We start from the raw sequence: 20,881 nt of genomic DNA, 5'->3' as shown, positions 1-20,881 counted from the left end.
AATTATTCATATATTTTTGAACTTACCTCTAAAAAAACTTCAGAACCTTGTAACCAATTTGCAATCAATGTAATAACCTGTTCAGGGTTCCTGTTTTTCCCTCTAATACTACATTCCCAAACAATTGCTATTCTCCAGTTCTTTTCTAATAAAGCTACTATGGCTTTATTATCATTAATTTGATTCCGAGCAATTTTCTGCTCCCAGAAATCACTACGAGTGCCAGGTAATTTGAAAAGTGAGCAACCTTGGTGTCCATGCCAGAAGCATCCATTTATAAAAATAACTGCTTTATATTTAGCTAATACAATATCTGGTTTACCTGGTAAATCTTTTACATGGACGCGAAAACGGAATCCTCTTCTGTGTAACAGACTACGAATAAGTAATTCAGGTTTTGTATTTTTGCTCCTTATTTTAGACATCATAATACTACGAGTTGTGCTATCTACAATGTCGACCATAGGTTGCCTATTTCTTATAAAGAGATATTAACCATTTAAAAAAAGCCTTAAAAAAGTGTAAACAATAAAGTTGTAAAAACTTAAAAGTTTATTGTTAACTGACAATTTTCTTTTAGATTCTCCATATTCAGTTCTCTAAATAATTCTTTAATAGCCAATGCTAATTTATAAGAAAAATAAGGAGGTACGGCGTTTCCAATCATTTTATAATTGGCGCCAACTGAAGAAATAAATTCATAATCATCATCAAATGTTTGTAATCTTGCAGCTTCTCTTACAGTTAGTGATCTTGCCTGCTGAGAGTCTGGATGAATATGTCTTAATCCATCTTTATACAAATGAGCAGGAATTGTATTACTAGCTTCATCTCGACGTAAGACATAATATTTATGTACCGCAGAAGTCTTCCCTGTTCTCTCTGTATAAAGCTTTAAGAGCTCATTTGTTGAGATATATTTTTTTTCACCAGATTCAATATCTTGTGCTAATAGCTTAAATGTACCTATATCGATACTATTATGAAAACGAGGTTCATGATTTTTTATAATTTCTTCTGCGAAAGAGTGTGAATATTTTTTTCCATTTAATTTATACTCTTTAACGGGATATAACTTTGGCAAATCCCCAATAGCATCTTCAACTGTTTTTAAATGTTCATGATGAGCAGGTAAAATATTGGTATAAAAGTTTCTTAAAGTCGCTTCTGGGTCATTGAACAGATCTTTACGAATACCAATAATTATTACTCGATTTCTTTTCTGTGGAACACCGAATAAAGTTAGATCCTGTAAGGCATATTTTTTAAGATCTGAAACAATAGCATAGCCATGCTGATCAAATATTTCTCTTATCAGATCAACTACTGGGACATCTTTCGGTTTTGCAGATAATAATCCCACAACATTTTCAAAGATAAATACTTTTGGTTTATATTGATCTACGACTTTAATATAACTTTCGAAAAGATAATTTCTATAATCATCTTTCATGCTATTTTTATCTTGAGCTCTACCGGCCAAAGAATATGCCTGACAAGGGGGCCCACCAATAATAATATCGACAGTCTTATTTCCAATAACTTCATTTAGTCCTTTATGTGAGCCATATTCTGGATCTTCTTGCCACCCATGGAATAGTTCAGCTGTTCTCTGAATATCAAATCTTAGAACTTTATCAGCTGCATTTTTTTCATTCCATTTTCGTTCTAGACGATGAATTAAATTAATTACTGGATCTTTTTCCCACTCAACAGCAGCTAGAAATTCAAAGTCATTAACTTTATGAAAACCTTCAGATAAACCGCCGCAACCAGCGAATAAATCAATAAATGTATAAGTCATTTCTATTCCCTAGTCTAAGTATTTCTTAAGAGCTTTAGCTAAATGAAAACCTAGTAGAGGTGGAACTGCATTTCCAACTTGACGGTATTGTTGAGTTTTGTTTCCAAAAAACTCAAAGTCATCAGGAAAACTTTGCAGACGGGCATTCTCACGAACTGTAGGTACACGATTCCATTTATAATGGAAATGGTTACGATGGCCTGTATCAATGGTCTTGGATGGCTTTTTGCTATGATAACGAGTCCATGCCTCATTAAATTTTCGGCTGTCACCCACGCCTGGAGGTAAATCTTTATGATTTCCACCTTCTGGTACTAATGAAATAACAGATTTAACCAATTCTGTATGAACTGTTCCTACGTGATTTAAAAGAATAGAGGAATTTTTTCTCATATACTCTTGATATTTTGAAAGAGGAGATGAAGGGTATTCCATTTTCTCTTTACCTAAGTCATGTTCTAAACTTGGTAAATCAGAAATAGCTTGTTCACAGGAGATATATTTTTCAGGAGTTAGTACCGGTTCTGGGAATGAAAACTTTTGTCCATTTTTGATTCCCACAAAGAAAATCCGTTTTCTTATTTGTGGCACACCATAATCAGGAGCATATAAAACCTGAAAATTGATTGTATATCCTAGAGCCCCAAATTGTTCAAGGATGGCATTTTTAGCTTTACCATCATATAACGTAGCTAAACCAGGAACATTTTCAAGTACAAAAGCTTTTGGTTGAAACAACTTTACTGCTTCTACCATAGATTGAAAAAGAGTATTTCTAGCATCGTTTTCTTTACGAGTTCCTGTCAGAGAGAATCCTTGGCACGGTGGTCCTCCAATTATGACGTCAACCTTTTTGGTTTTTATTAATCGGGCCATATCAAGGAGTGTTTCTTTTTTAAACAAGTCTCCGTGAAATGCAATTGCATCTCCATGATTGTGTTTAAAAGTTTTTAAAGCGATTTCTTCATGATCTACACCAAGTAAAACTTCATAACCTGCATCCATGAAGCCACGTGATAGACCACCACAACCGGAGAACATATCAATTACAGTTGGTTTGTTTGATGCCATTAATGAATAATCCTGAAAACTTTAAAACTTTGCAGGGGAGAGTTTAATAGATTTTTAAAAAAAAAGCTGGTGGGGGAGACATAATTTGTCGCTTTAGTTTGATTTATTAGAATAAATAAATAATATTATAGTTTATGATCAAGATTAATTTTTACTAAGACTAAAATCAATTCAGTACAACCGGAGGAAAGATGTCTAAGCTCGTATGGGTTCATAAATTTAATAATAATGAGCTTGGCATTAGTACAAATGGAGGTACAGGACGGGGGGCCTTTTGTTTAGTTCCGAAGGATGCAGCCGGTATATTTCCTACCTTAAATGAAGAGAATTTGTTTAGAGGAAAGGTAAATTTATACGTCAATCGTATTTTTAGGGTTGAAGTAAATTATGCGAAGCCTCCGTCTAAAACTGAGTTTAGACTGTCTCTACCAAAAGAAGTGCATACTGATGAGGATGGAAGTATATTAATTTCCCCAAATACTGTAGTTGCATTTTATCAATATCAGGATGGTGTGAATATTGATGTTAATAATAATCATTTAGATCTTTATGATTTTCTTGAAAGATATAAAGAACGTCCGCAATCTAATAATAAAGTGATTGAAATTGTTGCAGATGAAACTATATCAGATGAAATTACCAATTCAAAAGTTACAAGATTAGGTAAGCCATTCATACTTTTGGCAGGTATTTCCGGCACAGGTAAGACAAGATTTATAAGAGAACAAGCTAAAGCATCAGGTAGTTTATCTGATACATATTGTTTAACTTCTGTTCGGCCTGATTGGCATGAGCCAAGTGATTTATTGGGCTATATTTCTCGTTTGAGTGGGAAAACAGAATATATAACTACTGATGTACTAAATTTTATAGCTAAAGCTTGGAAGGCAATTGTAGATGCCGAAGTAGAAATCAAGTTCGAAAATATTAATGGATATGGAGAACGCCTTTACGTAAGTGGGAATTCAGCTCAGTTGGAAAAAATTCCTCCATTCTGGTTATGTTTGGATGAAATGAATTTAGCCCCAGTAGAGCAATATTTTGCAGATTATCTGTCGATATTAGAAACAAGAGAATGGAAGTGGATTAATACAGATTTTAAATATTTTTCAGATCCTTTGTTGAAGGCTAGTATATTTCAGCAAGTAGAAAATACTGTTGAGTTGAGACAAAACTTAGGTTTAGAAGAAGTAAAGTATGATTACATTTGGGAGACTTTCTTTAAATTTGGTTTAGGCTTGCCGTTTAATCTATTGGTGGCAGGAACCGTGAATATGGATGAAACTACTCATGGGTTCTCAAGGAAAGTTATTGATCGTGCTTTAACTTTTGATTTTGGAGAGTTTTTCCCAACTGATTATCAAATGTATTTTAATTCTAGCATTAAAAATGAAACTTTAAGTTATCCTATTTATTCTCAGGTAAATATTACTGATTTACCTGCTATAGACAGTAATGGTGGGAAAACTATAAGCTTTCTCAATGACATCAATGAATTATTGCTTAACACTCCGTTTAAGTTGGCTTACCGTGCTTTAAATGAGCTTTTGCTTGCATTAGTTAGCCAGAAACCTGGTAACTATTTAGAATTAATCGCTGTTTGGGATGACTTTCTGATGTGCAAAGTATTACCTCGGATCGAAGGAGATATTGATAAATTAATGAATGGTCTCTCTGAAGAGTCACTATTAGTACAATTGGGAAAAAAACTCCGTGTTGAGTTTAAAGATATTATCGAGCAAAAAACTGGAGAAGATGAATCTGGATCAATTCTCCGTCCTGATCTATATAGAAAAGATAATTCAACTAATTCTCCTGTTCAGATTGAATGTAGAAGTTTGCATAAGTTAAATTGGATGCAAGAAAGGTTAGAGAGTTCAGGATTTACAAGTTTTTGGCCATGATTTGGTAGGATAAGCTGTTATGCCTGAATTACTCTATATAAAGACTCCAGAGTTTGAACTATCTGTTTGGTCAAACGATATTTCCAAACGCCGAAAAACTTATATGGATACTATCGGTAAACGTAATAAAAATCTGTTGAATGGCGAGGGTACATTACAAAAAAATATTTCATATATTTATTTCTATCCAATGTTAAAGGTGATAAATGTTGAATGCGAAAATAAGTCTTTAGTTCAGGATGAAAGTTATTCATTATCAGAAATAGAATTACCAAATTCTCTATTTTTCGAAAACGTACAATATCAATTCGAATGGATTTTTCATAATAATATACGTGTGGCAGAACTTCTTCACAAAAGTTTAGCATTAAATAGTAGTTTTCGATTTGTCCAGGCTCATCGTAATATGCCAGCTCGTTTAGTAGGCACATTTAATACCGAAAATAATGTTGGTTGGATGCGTTTGCCATTAGAGTACAAAACAGAGAATCAAACTTTTCGGCATGAAATATCTTTCGAAGTACTACCATCAAAAATGGATTTACATACAGATTTACCCGTTATGTATGAGGCAATTGATCAGATATTTCCTTTATGGCGTTTTAGTTTAGTTGAAAAAACAGAACAAAATTCAGCAAATAGCCATCATCGTGGAAATTTTCCTTTAATGTGGTTGGCTAATTTCTCTAGATTGAGAGAGCGTTTTGAAAAGGGATTGAAAGTTATTGTTCAAGCTCCTCATAATAGATTGCAAGCACATTCTACATTTATAAAAGCTGACCGTCTCAAGGGACGAATAAATCAAAAAAACAGTATGAAAATAAGAGAGGATAAAGAAAATGGATATTTTAATAAAAAATATAAAATAGAAATCAAAAAATTAAGTGTAGACACTCAGGAAAATAGATTTATTAAATCAGTTGTTTTGACTTGCCAAAAAAAATTGTTTGCTTTTGAGAAAGCCTTAAGAAAAAGTGATCCATTATTAGAAAAACAACGTTTTTCAGAAGCTTTTCTTAATGAATTACATCAGTGGCAATACCCGTTAAAAAAAATTTTAGCTAATGACTTTTTTAATGAAGTTGGAAATTATACAGAAAAAAATAAAGAGTCACTGGTTCTACAGCAAAAAACAGGGTACAGCACTGTTTATCGTATTTGGCAGGATTTAAAATTCTATTTGGATAAGTTTGGAAGTATTTCAACTATTTCAATGAAATCTGTAGCTGAAATATATGAGGTTTGGTGTTTTCTGACGTTAAAAAATATTTTACAAGATGAGTTGGGATTTGAAGAAATTATCACTGGAAAAAATAAATTAGAATTAAATGAATATTTCGAATATCAATTCAAAAATGGGAATAAAGGTGCATTCGAGTTTATTCGAGAGGATGGGGTCAAGGCTAGACTTGCCCATGAGCCAAGATTTACAAAGTCGTCTACAGATATCCGCTCTTACACAGTTAATCAAGAGCCTGATATAGTTTTGGAAATTGAATCAACTCATGGAAAACGATTTGTCTGGTTATTTGATGCAAAATATAGAATAAAAAATAATGATGATCGTTTTGGTAACAATGATTCAAACGATAAGGATTATGTACCGGATGATGCAATTAATCAGATGCATCGTTATCGAGATGCTTTAATAGAAATTAGAGCTAAAAAAACATCTGCGGGGCAATATTTCTTAAAAAGTCGGCCTGTAATTGGAGCATTTGCTTTATACCCTGGTAATTTTGATCAGTTAAATCTTGAAGTGGGAAATCCATATCAAAAATCTATAGATGAAATTGGCATAGGAGCATTTGCTCTATTACCTAATAACAAGGAAGACGACAAAAGTGGGTATCATTGGCTATTAACATATTTATCTGGTCAAATAGAAGCGGTACAAACTCTTGATGAAAAATCAGGGGATACTTTTTTTGAAAAATTATATCTCAAGGAGCCTGTTCGTATCCCATATAGTGGTATGAAACAATTTTTATACCCTGACTTGATAATGACGGCAGCTTTAACTGAAAATGAAGAAAAGAATGACATCTATTTTGACAATTTCAGGAATGGTGTTGCTGAAAGCTTTTCTTTACCTGCAGATCTCTTGCTTAATAAGTATTCTATTCATATTTTAAATGAAATTAGATACCTGGGGCTAGCAATTCCTTCAGTTGAAGATAATTCCATAAAAAATATTGATAAAATTTGGCCGGTAAAAAAAATTGATATCATTTTAAGTAATGATGCTGTCCAGAGAGGGAGTGATGGAAAACAACCTTCTATGTATTATAAATTTGAGTTAGGGCAACCTTTATTATTGATGAATAATATTTCTAATATTCCTGATAAAGTATTTACAGACTCTATAATATTGACTACTTTGGAAAGATTGGAAAATATTAAAGACTTTACGAAATTAAAATGTGTTTATAGGGGTCTAGTTTTTTGAATGGATTGCATCCCATCAAACTCTCAACAAAAAAGCCACTTTTCATAAGTGGCTTTTTATAACTCATTATTTACGGCAATCGTCAGGTCCTAATTCATCTTTAGTATAGGAAGAATTTATTTTTTTCACCCAAGTTTGTTCTTTGTTATTTAACCAAGCATAAATATCTTTATAGTGATCTTGTTCTTTGGGTGAGATTACATCTTTAGTTTTACGTACAAATTTCGCCATCCAGCAGATTTCATTCAACTTACGAGTATTCAAACTTTCTTCAATAATATAACCATTTCCAGCTTCTTCTTCAAAAGCCTTTAATATATTTGCATTTGTTAATGTTGCATAAACTAATGATTTTGTGACATCACTATTTTTTTCTTGAAGGGCATATCTGTACACTCGGTAATTTGTAATTATTACATTGACGGCGCCACGCCCTGCATTAACTAAAGCTTCTCTATCGCTATTTATCTGGGAATTTGCACAACCATTCATGAAAAGCATAAACAGAAGGGCACAGATAAATTTAACATAAGTTCTGTTTACTAACATTGTGCAGATCTCCGAAGGTTCTCTGAGTTGTTTTTATTATTTGAATCAGTTGGGGTAATTTACGTTAAATCACTTTAGAAAAAGCCCTGAACAATCAGGGCTTTCTCTAGCTTACTTTAATTTTTTACATTCAATATCATTTAATGGTGAATCGGTTTTCATTATGATTTTTTCAATTTTCGGTTGAAGGGCCAAAGCCTCTTTAGATAGTTCTTTAGCTTCAGCAGAAACTTTGCTCCCGTTTTTTTCTTTCAGTTTTATATATTTTTCGATGTATTTATTACTTACACATAATGAATCTAAAGCATCAATTGACATCTTACTTTTTTTGCCTGAAGCCATTAAATCTAGGTCATCATTAAGCTTTAAATTTAAAGAATCGTATGTTGTATTTACTGCATGCATTAAAAAAGTGGCATAACTTAGCAATTGATCATTAGTTTCAGTTACCTTGTCAGCTTCATTGTATGCTGCTTTATACAAGAACTTTGTGTAATAAAGCTGATTAAACTGAGCATACAGAGATGCTTCGCTTGCTTGGGTTACATCAGCTTCAGTAATTACATCCTTCTTGGGCGTGTTTGCTTGGCTACACGCTACTGTCAAAAGAGACATTAAAATAATACAAAGTTTAGACTTCACAATTAATCACCCATTTTTCTCATTTCAGACAACGGTCGCACATAACCATATTCAGCAACAGCAAGATTATAAGCCTGCCTATTCCATTTTTTTCGATTACCGAAGACTACTTCATACATTATTTGATCTATGTAAAAAGGACCTCTATTGAGTTTGACTGCTTCAGCAAGTCCTACATATCTGGCCTTATCAAATAAACCCATACCAGTAGGAGCAAGTTTTACAATTTCTGGTATATCTTTATAGTTAGCAGCAGCTCTGATTTCAAACACATCTTTAGCAAGTTCAAATAGGGCTTTACCTGCTCGACTTGTTGCGACATCTGTTATGTAAGATGCAAAGCGTAGGTACATCAGTGTATGAAAATATTCTGTATAAATTAAACCAGGTGTAGCTTTTTCAATTTCACGCAAATCGAACTGCAAACCAAAATGCAAAGCCATGTCATATTCAAAGGGTTGTCTTTCTTTAACATGGTCCCAATGGGCTTGTTTCATTCCAAACGTGTAAGGAACTATTTTTTTTACAGGTACTAAGTTTTGCCAACCTTCACACGCTGTTAGATAACCTTCATCTTTTGAGACGCACATGTTGGTTGTGCTTTTAAGATCAATTTCAACATTTGCGGGTTTAGTATCATAGTTTGAATGAAAAATTATTCGACCTAAATTTGTGTTTATTTCTCTTTGAGAGCCAGCCATAAAAACTTCCAATAATTCTAAATAGGTTCAATTGGCTTCGATAAGTCCACTAAAATTACTTCTACAGATTCGGCTGTAAAGTTGCTTTCATAAAGCGCCGTTAATCCGCTTTTATCAGTGTAGCCTTGTACAAGCAGTTGCCCTTTATCTTTACTATAAATTTCATACATAAGTTCAGTGAGTGGCTTTTTAGTCTCATCATCAACAAGCTTAAATTGAATTTTATGAATGTCTTTCGACTTGTCTTCTACAAAGCTATCTTGAGTTTGAGCTTTACTCGCTGGCGAACTTTGAGCCGAACCACCACCATTGTCTTGAACTACTAAGTTCTGTTGTGGAAGTAACTTACAGCCACAGGAAAGAGAGTCGTTAACACGCGCAGCAGCTCTACCAAAGATTTGCATATACGGGTCGCCAGACACAATAGTTGCAACAACTTTATGAGTGGGGCAGGTAGCTTTGTCACCGACGCAAGCAACGGGAATACCGTCGACTAGGAACATACTGTTCCCAGAAATTACTTGACCACCGCCACTAGTGGGGCAGCCTATTGTTATATATGGTGTTGCCAAACTTATTCCTTCTTATCTTTATGAAGTGCCAAAAGCATACCAAATACGGGGTAGACAATACTGTATATTTTTTATTGTTCAGTAGAGTTAACTTATTGTCCAAGGCCCCCATGCCACAACAGAACTTTAATTTTTTGCGCTGATTTAAAGTCATCCACCATTGCAACACAGAGATAAGGGAGCTAAGCCAAATGCTTAGCCCATGTCTTCTTTATCGCACCGCCGCATCACACTAAAAAAAGTAGGAGCAAAGTCCTGTGGGAGAGCAGGACTTTGCAAACTGACATGTTCTAGACGTTGCATGAGCTTATGCGAATACACTTGTTCAAGCCGTTGGTAAATACAGTCGCAACTGGCTTGGGTGTGTCCACCAGACAGGCAAATTTCTTCAAAGTCCTGCTGAGTGTGAATGTCGCAACCAGAAACACCGTAATCGCCTATTAAAAGGCTTAAAGCCAAAATAGGTTTATAAAGTTTCATATTATTCTCGTGATAATTTTCACTAAGTTATTAATAAAAAATAATCCGCATATATTTAAAGTATTAAAATCATTTAAAAGGGAATGGTTAACCCGCCTGAAATACAGGAAAATAAAATGACTTAAATTTTAAAATAAAAATAATTTATAAATTTGAAAATTTAGATAATAGAAAACCCAAATTTTAAATAAATAAAAAAGTTTATAAGAGAGAGGGGATAAGTATATATAGTGGCATGGTCAACTCCTTAAAATGTATGGAGCTCTACCACCAAAAATCACCGTCAATTGATTAGGGTGGTAGAACGAGAAGGGGTTGACAGACTGGGTATACACCAGCACGCGCAAGCGCGTCCCCCTCCCGTCCTACCGCAACGGTAAGGGGGAGGTGCAGGTTGCGCACAAGTCTGATACTCAGGAAGTATAAACCTGATACGCTGTATACTCGGTCTGTCAAAACCGACTGGCAATGTAGGCCAGCGGGACCATAATAATCATAAGTTTTTAATAGGTCAATTCAATTTAAATAAAATATTATAAAAATTTTAAATATAAATTTATATTTTAATTAAACTCAAAAGTTAATATATTTAAAGCCGTAAATTAATAAAAATAATAAAGCTAAACTAAACGTTTAGCCTGTGCTTAAAATGTATAACGGTAATTAATAAATACACGGTGCTGGTCCCAATCTTTCCGAGACATACCATTTATTTTTTCACCTAGGTTTGCATTTTCAAACTTTGACTCATAATGCAAAAATGAATAACGCACATCTAAGTTTTTTACCCACGGCAAGGCATAACTCACCGTAAAGTCAAAATAACGCTCTTTACCCTCAATATCACTGCTGATGTTACTTTGGTGAGCGCCAAAGCCATAAATATACTTCGCTTCGGTTTTTAAACCTTTCACATAATCTTTCCAGTTATATTTCAAGCGAAGGGCAACGGCAGTTTCATCGTTATTGCTAAAGTCTGGGCCAATGGTCGCAGAGGTCGGAAACGGGTTGGTGCCGTGGTCTTGCGTTAAAACCGAGTTGCGGGCGGAGTGCACGGCAAAGTTATCTTCTATCCAAAAACCATCAAACTTTGAAACGGCAATGCCACCCTCAATATTATTCTTGGCCACATTTACATCTATAAAATAACCATTCCCGCGGTTGTTAATGTCTTGGCCTTTGACACAATCCAGCTCGGTTTCGGCACCGCATTTAAATAGCTTGCCATCATCACGCGAGAAAAACGCACCCGTGTTAAATGTCCACACAAGGCCATGCAAGGGCAGTTTATATTGAGCAATCGCCCCATACTTTTTTAAATAATCTTTGCTGTTTAAATACTCGGCATTCACGCTCCAGTTTTTGTACTGGTACTTGGCACCGAGTAAACCGACATAATCAATTCGCTCGTCATTTTCAGTCACCAGTTTTTCAAAAGAGTCCATGCTGCGCGGTTTCCAGCGGTCATAGTAGGCGATGTAAGTCTGTAGCCGATCATTCAGTTGAAACTGGCCACTCGCGCCCGAAAAGGTATCTGGCACAGCGCGGTTATTGGTGCTTTTAAGCAACAGCGAATCTTGCAGCTGACGGCCTAACTTAATTTCACCTTTATCGCCCAGTTTTGCTTTGATATAGAGCTGTCCTAAAGTCGCAAAGTTTTGATCAAGCTTGCCGTTATTTTCGACTTCTAAAAGCTGAGCGCTCGGCTTGCCAGAGTCAAATAACTTGGTGACTGCATAGAGTGAGCCATCTACCCCAAGCCAGTCCCACAAGTAAGGTGACTGATAATTTAACTCAAGCCCTAAGGCACTTTGTTCATATTCACTCGATGAAGGCGAAGGGTTGGCAAGCGTGGGGTGGGCGGTGCCTTCATCATTCCAGTAACGGGTGTTGAGTTTTAATTCTAACTTGCCAAATTCTTGAGGAAGCTCTGCATACGCATTGCTCACGCTGCCTAAACCAATACAGCCCCATAGCAAATATTTATTCATTTTAAATTCCTTTTTTAAGCATGAATAAGCCCTTTGCCTAACGCTGGGGTTAGGCAAGCTTTTTATGAAATGGATGAATTAAGGAGAGAGTTTTTCGAGCACTTGGCCTTTGGTTTCAATGGCAAACAAGAAGGTCACCAGACCACCAATGAGTGCCACAACGGCAAGCACACTAAACACATATTGAATGCCGTAACCACCAACTACGAGGCCCACCATAACAGGCCCAATTGCAGAGCCGGCACGTAACCAAGCGGTACTAAAACCAATGCCCATCGCACGTAGGCGAGTAGGGTAAAGTTCGGCAGCGTAGAGGTATAAAGAGAAGGAAATAGTTTGCAAAATGGCATAGCTGAGCGTTGCCAAAATCACAACTTCCATCGCCGATTTTGCGCCTAAAACCGAGAGGCTCATGAGTGGAATAATTGCCAAGAAAAATGCTGCACTGTACCAAGGGCGACGGCCAACTTTATCAATCATTAACGCACAGATAATAGAGGCAATCACACCCACGCCCGAGGTAATCCAGCCATAACCTAAACTGGTTTGCAGCGACAGGCCAAAGTGTTGTTTGTAGAGAGATGGCAGCCAAGTCACCATGGCATTGTTCACCATATAAACGCAAAACCACATGCCCCACAGGGTAAAGGTACGTTTGCGGTAAATGCCACGGAACAGCTCGCGCCAGTCGGTTTTTGCCATGCCTTGCGGGTTAATTTCTTTAACCACAGGTTCAGCCAAAGTCTTACCGCTTTTGATGGCACCGTCTTCAAAGCTTTTAACCACTTGATCCGCTTCTTTAAAACGGCCTTTTGAAGCCAACCAGCGTGGTGACTCAGGCAAGAAAAACCGTAAAGGAATTACCAATAAAGATGGAATTAGGCCCACAATAAACATGACTTTCCAGCCATAAATTGGCATCAGGAAAAATGCAGCCATGCCTGCAAACATAAGACCGAGTGGGAACAAAACTTCATAGAGCAAGAAAAACTTACCGCGCTTTTCTGCACCAATAAACTCATTAATATAGGCACTCGCAACAGGCACTTCGCCACCTGTTCCAACGCCTTGTAAGAAACGGAAAATTAACAGCGACATTCCGCTCCACGCAAACAGACAAGAAATGTCCATTGCCACAAACAGTAAAATGGTAAAAGACAGCACTTTTAAACGACCGACTTTTTCTGCAAGTGAACCAAAGAAGATTGCTCCGACCAGTTGCCCGACATAGCCCGCGGCAATGATTGCGCCGACATAGGCAGGCGTTAGGTGCCATTCGGTAATGAGTTGGGGTAAAGCAAAGGCAATCGCAAGAACAGTATAAGCGTCAAAAAAGGTCGCTATGCCAATGGTAATTCGCATAAATTGCAGTCGACCGGTGACGGGTAGTCGTTCGAGTCTTGCAATAATTTCCGCATTTTTTTGATGATGACTAATTTGTTCTACATCCGCTAGATTTGTCATCTTCTATCTCCTTATTACTACATTCCTCGTAGTTTTGTTGTTCTATTTCGCACTACCTGTTCACCACAGTTTGCATGCTTTTTATTATTATTTTTAAGAGACATGCCCGATGTTTGGCCTCAGGCAGCGTACAGGAAAAAAAGGCTAGCGTACATGCTAGCCCGAATAGAATTTAAGCAACGGCTTGGGTTAAATCGACCTTGCCAATTCCAGCTTGACGCATCGCATCATGAATTTCTTGCTCAGCACCATCTGCCAGTGGAAGCAGAGGCGAACGCACAGTGGCATGGTCCAAAATGCCGCGAGCAACCAGTGCATGTTTAAGCGCGACTGTGCCTTCCATGTGTGAACCGCGGTGATAAACATTGCGAGTCACTGGTAATAATTGGTCGTGAATCGCACGAGCTTTGGCGTAATCTTTAGCTTTACCTGCTTTAATCATTTCAATTAACAGTTCAGGGGCAATGTTGCCATAGCCAACCAAAGCGCCGTCTACATCAAACATGGTGTGAAGCAAATATTCATCGTGGCATGTCAATACCTGTAAGTCTGGACGTTCACGGCGAATAATTGGAATTTCGACATCCCAGCGGCGCATGTTACGCACACCATTTTTCATGGCAAACACACCTGGCTGTGCAGAAATATCGAGTAGAGTCTCTAGATCGTAAGTGGCCTTCGTTGCATCTGGATATTGGAATAAAATAGATGGCAAACCACTTTCTTCATAAATTGCTTTATAACGGTCTTGTGGTGCGCCTTTTTGATAGCCAAAACGCAACCAGCCATGTGAAGGGTAAATCAAACCTGCCGAAGCACCAGCGCTGACTGCACGTTTTGCTTCTTCTGCTGCAACAGAAGTACCTTCGAGTGTAATCCCTGCGATTACCGGAATTTTGTCATCTACCGATTTAACAAAGCTTTCGATGACCTGCATTTGTTCTTTTTGCGACAAGAATGTTCCTTCACCTGCATGCCCAAGAACAACCAAGCCTTTCACACCATCAATACTGCCTAACCATGAACCTAAACGTTGAATTGCATTATGGTCTACTTGTCCGTCACGGGTAAAAGGAGTCACAGGTGCTGGGGTTAATCCACGTAAATCTAAACTCATAATCGTACTTCCTATACAGTGTAATTAAATATTCTCTGGTTCTTAATCTGACTGAAATCGTGTTGTAGAGAACATGATTGGAGTATAGAAATAGGTGAGCTATGTAGGAATTACCAATTCTTGAATTTCAGTTATACTGAAAATGTATGGCTCAAAATGCTGCCTATTTACGATTTAGGAAGAATCGATGAATTATGAATTATGGAAAATATTTTTAGACGCGGTGGAACTCGGTAGCTTAAGCAAAGTCGCGATGTTGCATAACACCAACCAGCCGCAAATCAGTCGGCAAATGAACGAGCTTGAGGCGCAATGTGGCGGTCGTTTGTTTAACCGAACCGGACGCGGCGTCGAACTCACCGATTTAGGTCAGCATTTACTTCCTAAAATTCGTTCATGGCTAAATGTGACCGACCAACTCAATAATGAAATTTTGCACTCGACCGATACCCCGATCGGGACGGTTCGTATTGCCAGTTTACCGTCTACAGCACATCCATTGTTATCGACTCTGTATAAAGTGCTTCAAGAGAAATATCCCTTAATTAAACTGTCGGTACGTGAAGGTCAAGGCGTGCATTTAGAAAAATGGCTAGAAGATGGTAGCGTTGATTTAGCTATTCTCTATCGGTTTAACCCGACACCTAAACAAGGCGATGTTTATCTTAGCCAAGCCGATACTTACTTGGTGGGCTGTGAAGGAGATGCACTCACTCAGGCCAATGAAGTCGACTTTAAAGAAGTAAGTCAGTTACCACTGGTCACGTTTTGCAGGCCAAGTAACTGGCGTAATTTTTTAGACCACATGGCTTATGAAAATGGGGTAGAGCTAAATATTGTATTTGAAGCCGACTCGATTAGTTTACAAACGCATTTGGTTTCCGAATCTCGCATGTACACCATGTTGGGGCCGCAAGCTTTAAAAAAAGCCAGCCAATACACCTCAATTCAAGCCGCAAAAATTATTAACCCAGCTCTCAAGCGTTATATTTCTTTGTCTATTTCTAAACATGGCTATTTAACGCCTGCGTGTAAGGCGGTGATGGAAGAAATTAGGAATTTGGCCGATTTGCTTTAAGAGGAGTGCAGCAAAACGAGCGGGCAATTAATTCAATTTATTAAACAGTGATTTAAGTTTTACTTGAATTATTGCTTGACTTATTTAAATGATAATTATTATCATTTGTGAGTTCCTTGTTTTGAGTCCAATTGCTGTGAACAAAACTTCTTTGCTTGTAGATCAGTTATATAGAAGTCACCAAAGCTGGCTTCACCAATGGTTGAGACAAAAATTAGGTAATACTGATCAGGCCGCAGATCTGGTTCAGGACACATTTATTAAACTACTACAAACGCGAGACGAGCTATTCGGCATTAAGGAACCGCGTGCTTATTTAACCTCCATTGCTAAAAACCTGCTCATTGACCAAGTGCGCCGTAAACGCATTGAACAAGCTTATTTAGATGGCTTGAGTCAAATGGAATATATGCTTGATGCAGTGGCGTCACCCGAAGACCAAATGCAAATTATTCAAGCAATTAACCAACTTTGCAAAGCACTCGAAGGGGTTTCTGAAAAAGCACAGCAAGCTTTTATTTTGCATTATCTCGAAGGCTATACCCATAAAGAAATTGCCGAGCGTTTAAATGTGTCGACCAAAATGATTCAAAAATATTTGGCGAGCTGTTTAATTCAGTGCTACCAAAACAGACAAGACATGGACGCTTGCATTTAAATGGCCATGGATAAAAGCAAACATCACCAGTTGGTTGAAGAAGCTGCACATTGGATTGTTCAACTGAGTTCGGATGATGAAAGCTCACGGAAAACCGCCAAACAAAAATTTGAAGAATGGAAAAAAACCAGTGAGCAACACCGCCAAGTGGCTGCCGATATTGAACAGTGTATTGGGTCAATTCAAAAACTTTCTCAAACCAGCGGACATAAAAAAGTTACCAAAGTTGCCCTTAAAGCTGGCCTAAACTCAGGCAAAGCTTATAAACATTTGCGGGCAGGAACAGCGTTTGCTGTCGTGTTTGTTCCCATGAGTGGGGCGTTATTTTATTTAACCGATACTACAGTGGCCTATGTTACGGCCGACATTCAAGGGCAATCGGGGCAGTGGACTACGCAAACCTTACCAGACGGTTCACGTTTAATTTTACGTGGCAAAAGCGCAGTTAATCTTGATTTTAAAACCAGCCAGCGAGTGGTTGAGTTGGTGCAGGGTCAAATTTATGTCGATGTTGCCAAAGATAAGACTAGACCGTTTGTGGTCAAAACCAGTCATGGGCAAATTCAGGCACTCGGCACAGCTTTTAGTGTCAGTTATGATCCTTCGGCAACCGAACTCAAAATGGTCCACTCAAAGGTAAAAGTAGAAGCCACGCAAGTTAAAACCACCCAATTGCATGCGACTCGTCAGGCCATTGTTGAAGCAGGGCAAGCCATTAAAATGGACAAAAATGGCGTCCAAAAACTGCCTGCACTAAATGTGTATAACGAACAACAAAAATGGCAAAAGCATCAGCTTATGGTAGAAAACCTGCCATTAAATCAAGTGCTACAAGAGCTAGACCGTAACTACAAAGGCAAAATTATTTTTAATGATGCGGCGCTGCAACATGTGCGGGTCAATGCGGTATTGCCTTTAGACCAAACCACAGAATCACTTAAGCTTTTGGCTATGGTTTTTCCAGACCTGAAAATTAAGCAAATCACGCCGTTTGTGGTCATGGTTTCTTTAAAATAATAAAAAATTAAATTTATTTTCGATTTTAGGTTCCACTTTTTTGAAAGTCGTTCGTCATAGTAAGTAGAAGCAATAAATATGGATCATTTTAATTTGTTGTATTGAATGATTCTTATTACGATTTACTGGGGCGGGCAAATGAAAAAAGCGGGAACGGGGCAAAAGCGGAATCGATCGATTTTTCGATTCTCAACACTGGCGTTTGCCATACATGCTGTGTCGATGGGTGGGTTAGTTACACTCTCTTTGCAGCAGGCCTATGCAGAAACAGCTGGAGTTAAAAGCTATAACATTCCTGCCGGCCGTCTTGCTAACGTACTGAATCAGTTTGCCGAACAATCGGGTACTTCAATTGCAATGGATGCTCAGCAACTCCAAGGGTTGCATAGCCTAGGCTTAAAAGGCAATTTTGCTGTCGAGCAAGGTTTTGAGCAGCTTTTAAAATTAACCGAATTTAATGCTGTAAAAGTTGGGCAGGGCTACACACTCAGCAAAAAATCTACACCACGAGTCACTCCCGCTAAGGTTCAGGCCGCTAGCCTACCGGCAAGTAGTGCCGTAATTGAAGAAGACGCATCGGTACGACTCACGCCAATTGTGGTGTACGGCAAAGAAGACCGTGACACAGAAGGTTATAACAAAGTTTATGACGCAAACCGTTCTTCGGTTTATGCGGGCAAAGACTATGTCGAACGCTTTAAAGGAACCAACCCAGCCGATGTTTTACAAGGTATGGTGGGAGTCTATAGCGGTGATGCCCGTAACAGTGGCGCACTCGACCCAAGTGTACGTGGTGTGCAGGGTGTTGGTCGTGTGCCTTTAACCATTGATGGCACCGAACAGTCAATTGCCGTATGGCGTGGCTACAACGGGGTAAATAACAGAAACTATATCGACCCCAATCTCATTGCGGGCATTGAAGTCATTAAAGGCCCATCTTTAGAGCGCAATACCACAACTTCTGTAGGTGGTGGTGTGGTAGTTAAAACGCTAGAGGCCGATGACATTGTTCGTCCGGGTAAGTCTTTTGGTGCAGAGTTAAAAGTAGAAGGCTCAACCAACTCAATTGATCCGTCTTTGCCAGACATGAGCAAAGTGGGCCAAAACTACGATAACACCACGCCTTGGATCGACATGAATGGGTCAAAGTATGACCCCGATATTTATAAAAAGAACCGTACCAGAAGTGATAACTCTCATTTTTCGGGCGATGACTTAGCGGGGCGACTGGCAATTGCCACCAAGCAAGATAAATTTGATTTACTGGCAGTCTATGCAGTACGTGAGCGCGGCAATTATTTTTCGGGGACACATGGCGCGGGCTACTATAAACGAGCGACGCCAGACAGTAGCCTCGATTTTATTCCTTACTTTGCCTATGCCTATCAACCGGGCGATGAAGTTCCTAACACTTCAAGTCATATGGAGTCGTGGTTGTTAAAAGGGACCTATCGCCCAACCGATAACCAGACTCTTAAACTGACCTACCGAGATACCAAAAATATTTTTGGTGAAATTATGCCATCTCGAATTGTTTGGGGCATTACGCCTGACTTGGGTGTTCCGCAGTGGCCTTTAAGCAATATTCACTCTAAAGCTTATAGCTTCGAATATAAGTTTAAGCCTGAGAATAATCGCTGGATTGATTTCTACGCCAACATTTGGCAAACCGACACCGAAAGCCAGACCTACACACGTGGTGGATGGCCAACCACAATCGATTTTCGAGATAACACCATTATTAACACGGCGATAAGCCATTCTGACAATACGCGTAAAGGCATTACGGTCAGCAATAAAACCCGTTTGTTAGACCAGCTTGATTTGACGCTCGGTGGAAGTTTCTTAAAAGAAAAGCTGACGTCTGACGATATATATGGCGAATTTGGCCCTAGTTATTCGCTTTATCAGGCGCTGCCACGAGCAGGGCGCCGTGAGGAAAAAACATTCGACTTTAACTTTAATTATAGACCGCTATCTTGGTTAAGTTTTGATGCGGGCATGCGTTATCGTTCATATTGGGCTGTTGATGACTTTTTAAATAAGTCTTTGCAGAGCGAGATTGACCCGAGTTTAAATCCGCTGTTTACCAAAAAAAGTAGGCTTAAAGAATATACCTTTGAATATCAGACCATGCCTGAGAGTTACACCTCGACTCAGCAGCGTTTAATCAATGTTTTAAAACAGCGCTATGCCACAAAAAATCCTGATTGGGATGGGCAGCTCGATACTGTGCCTGCATCAGAGAGCACGTTGTATAACATGATCTGGTCACAGAAAAATACGCTGAGCTGGAAAGCAGATGCGAATGGACAATTGTCGCTTGCCGATAATCCTTTAAACCAGCTCAATGCCTCTGGCCAAAAGTACGTCGTAACTGGCGGGAACTTTATGTCGGTGGTTGACCAAGTTCCAGTTGAGTCTGCCGACAAAGTTAAAGATAGCGGCTGGGCACCGCAGTTAGGTGCCTCAATTCACCTTACGCCAAACAGCAGAATCTATGCACGCTATGCAGAGGAATATCGCTTACCAAGTTTGTTTGAAAGCACTGTCGGTTTTTCTGCGATGTTGCCATATCAAGCAATCAAACCTGAACACGCTTTTAACTACGAAGTAGGGTATGTCTATGACATGCGTGATTGGTTTAGCACAGCGCGCAATGCCGACATTAAGCTCGCCTATTACTACAACAAAACCAAAAATGTGATTGAGCGTGACCAAAACCTTATTTTTACCAATATGGATGAGCAAAAGCTATCAGGTCTAGAGTTACAAAGTCGTTTTGATAATGGCGGTTTTTTCACAGACTTGAGCGTGGCCTATAACTTAAAAAATGAAGTATGTGACACCAATAGTGCCATTAACAAAATGATTTTAGGCGGCACGGTTCAAACCGAGCAGGGCCTTGAGTTCCGCGAACCGTATCAGCGTTGTGTCGATGATGGTTTTCCAAATGGCTACTTAGTAACAATGGCTACACCTGAACTGAGTTTTCACGGTTTACTTGGCGCACGTTTTTTTGATGAAAAGTTAGAGCTTGGTGCACGTGCAACATTCTATAAAGCTTATGAAAGCCCGCTACGCAAAAACAATGATGCTAGCGTCAATAAAGGCTATTACCTCAATGTGCCTTTGGCTTGGGATGACACGTGGATTTTTGATGCCTATGCGCGTTATCAGGTCGATAACTACAACACGGTTGAGTTTGTCGGCAGTAATCTTTCTAACCAATTTTATATCGATCCTTTAACTCGTAGTGCCATGGCCGCACCCGGCCGAACGATGAAAATTAGCTGGACCACTAAATTTTAAACAGAATTTGATTCCCTCTACACATACATAAAAGGGGAGTCAGGTAACGGTAAATAATAAGGTTGAATGATT

The 20,881-nt window shown here is 38.4% G+C and carries 17 protein-coding genes; 6 read left to right on the top strand and 11 right to left on the bottom strand.

Annotation, left to right across the window (positions count from 1 at the left end):
- Positions 1–2 precede the first annotated feature (2 nt).
- The 3 genes from vsr to AAC388_RS13855 all read right to left on the bottom strand — a co-directional run bounded on the left by vsr (position 3) and on the right by AAC388_RS13855 (position 2,875).
- Positions 3–464, bottom strand: a complete 462-nt coding sequence (vsr, locus tag AAC388_RS13865) for a DNA mismatch endonuclease Vsr (protein WP_342370820.1) — start codon at positions 462–464, stop codon at positions 3–5.
- A gap of 80 nt (positions 465–544) precedes the next feature.
- Positions 545–1,804 (bottom strand): DNA (cytosine-5-)-methyltransferase, encoded by a 1,260-nt coding sequence (dcm, locus tag AAC388_RS13860; protein WP_057068418.1) that lies wholly within the window; start codon positions 1,802–1,804, stop codon positions 545–547.
- A gap of 9 nt (positions 1,805–1,813) precedes the next feature.
- Complete coding sequence (locus AAC388_RS13855; protein ID WP_057068420.1) at positions 1,814–2,875, bottom strand: DNA cytosine methyltransferase; 1,062 nt, start codon at positions 2,873–2,875, stop codon at positions 1,814–1,816.
- A 191-nt stretch (positions 2,876–3,066) separates the two neighbouring features.
- Here AAC388_RS13855 and AAC388_RS13850 point away from each other — a divergent pair, with 191 nt between their 5' ends.
- Together AAC388_RS13850 and AAC388_RS13845 are read left to right on the top strand one after the other, a co-directional pair.
- Positions 3,067–4,779, top strand: coding sequence for a hypothetical protein (locus tag AAC388_RS13850; RefSeq protein WP_342370819.1), 1,713 nt, complete (start codon positions 3,067–3,069; stop codon positions 4,777–4,779).
- Between the two features lie 19 nt (positions 4,780–4,798).
- Complete coding sequence (locus AAC388_RS13845; protein ID WP_342370818.1) at positions 4,799–7,228, top strand: DUF2357 domain-containing protein; 2,430 nt, start codon at positions 4,799–4,801, stop codon at positions 7,226–7,228.
- Between the two features lie 66 nt (positions 7,229–7,294).
- On the opposite strand, the gene AAC388_RS13840 is transcribed toward AAC388_RS13845, so the two are convergent.
- The 8 genes from AAC388_RS13840 to AAC388_RS13805 form a co-directional block, all read right to left on the bottom strand.
- A complete protein-coding gene (locus AAC388_RS13840) occupies positions 7,295–7,777 on the bottom strand; it encodes a hypothetical protein (RefSeq protein ID WP_057068425.1) in 483 nt (160 codons plus the stop codon).
- A gap of 111 nt (positions 7,778–7,888) precedes the next feature.
- Complete coding sequence (locus tag AAC388_RS13835; RefSeq protein WP_032057743.1) at positions 7,889–8,419, bottom strand: hypothetical protein; 531 nt, start codon at positions 8,417–8,419, stop codon at positions 7,889–7,891.
- Positions 8,420–8,421: 2 nt separating this feature from the next.
- Positions 8,422–9,120, bottom strand: coding sequence for a hypothetical protein (locus AAC388_RS13830; protein ID WP_342370817.1), 699 nt, complete (start codon positions 9,118–9,120; stop codon positions 8,422–8,424).
- Positions 9,121–9,137: 17 nt separating this feature from the next.
- Positions 9,138–9,692: a PAAR domain-containing protein gene (locus AAC388_RS13825; RefSeq protein ID WP_342370816.1), complete on the bottom strand. Its 555-nt coding sequence runs from the start codon at positions 9,690–9,692 to the stop codon at positions 9,138–9,140.
- Positions 9,693–9,887: 195 nt separating this feature from the next.
- Entirely contained in the window at positions 9,888–10,172 is a 285-nt protein-coding gene (locus AAC388_RS13820; RefSeq protein WP_004794079.1) for a hypothetical protein, read from the bottom strand.
- Between the two features lie 644 nt (positions 10,173–10,816).
- Complete coding sequence (locus tag AAC388_RS13815; RefSeq protein WP_342370815.1) at positions 10,817–12,163, bottom strand: OprD family outer membrane porin; 1,347 nt, start codon at positions 12,161–12,163, stop codon at positions 10,817–10,819.
- A 78-nt stretch (positions 12,164–12,241) separates the two neighbouring features.
- A complete protein-coding gene (locus AAC388_RS13810) occupies positions 12,242–13,627 on the bottom strand; it encodes an MFS transporter (protein ID WP_057084983.1) in 1,386 nt (461 codons plus the stop codon).
- Positions 13,628–13,799: 172 nt separating this feature from the next.
- On the bottom strand, positions 13,800–14,744 hold the full coding sequence (locus AAC388_RS13805; protein ID WP_000050879.1) for a dihydrodipicolinate synthase family protein: 945 nt from the start codon (positions 14,742–14,744) through the stop codon (positions 13,800–13,802).
- A gap of 187 nt (positions 14,745–14,931) precedes the next feature.
- Between AAC388_RS13805 and AAC388_RS13800 the strand changes: the two genes are divergently transcribed.
- The 4 genes from AAC388_RS13800 to AAC388_RS13785 all read left to right on the top strand — a co-directional run bounded on the left by AAC388_RS13800 (position 14,932) and on the right by AAC388_RS13785 (position 20,809).
- On the top strand, positions 14,932–15,822 hold the full coding sequence (locus AAC388_RS13800) for a LysR family transcriptional regulator (protein ID WP_208753187.1): 891 nt from the start codon (positions 14,932–14,934) through the stop codon (positions 15,820–15,822).
- 136 nt (positions 15,823–15,958) lie between these two features.
- Positions 15,959–16,480, top strand: coding sequence for a sigma-70 family RNA polymerase sigma factor (locus tag AAC388_RS13795; RefSeq protein WP_003653184.1), 522 nt, complete (start codon positions 15,959–15,961; stop codon positions 16,478–16,480).
- On the top strand, positions 16,481–17,497 hold the full coding sequence (locus AAC388_RS13790; RefSeq protein ID WP_342370814.1) for a FecR domain-containing protein: 1,017 nt from the start codon (positions 16,481–16,483) through the stop codon (positions 17,495–17,497).
- Between the two features lie 138 nt (positions 17,498–17,635).
- On the top strand, positions 17,636–20,809 hold the full coding sequence (locus tag AAC388_RS13785; protein WP_342370813.1) for a TonB-dependent receptor: 3,174 nt from the start codon (positions 17,636–17,638) through the stop codon (positions 20,807–20,809).
- Positions 20,810–20,881 lie beyond the last annotated feature (72 nt).

This window comes from Acinetobacter sp. D009, from assembly GCF_038562025.1.
GTDB classification, from domain to species: Bacteria; Pseudomonadota; Gammaproteobacteria; order Pseudomonadales; family Moraxellaceae; genus Acinetobacter; species Acinetobacter pittii.
This window is presented reverse-complemented; position numbering and strand designations above follow the sequence as displayed.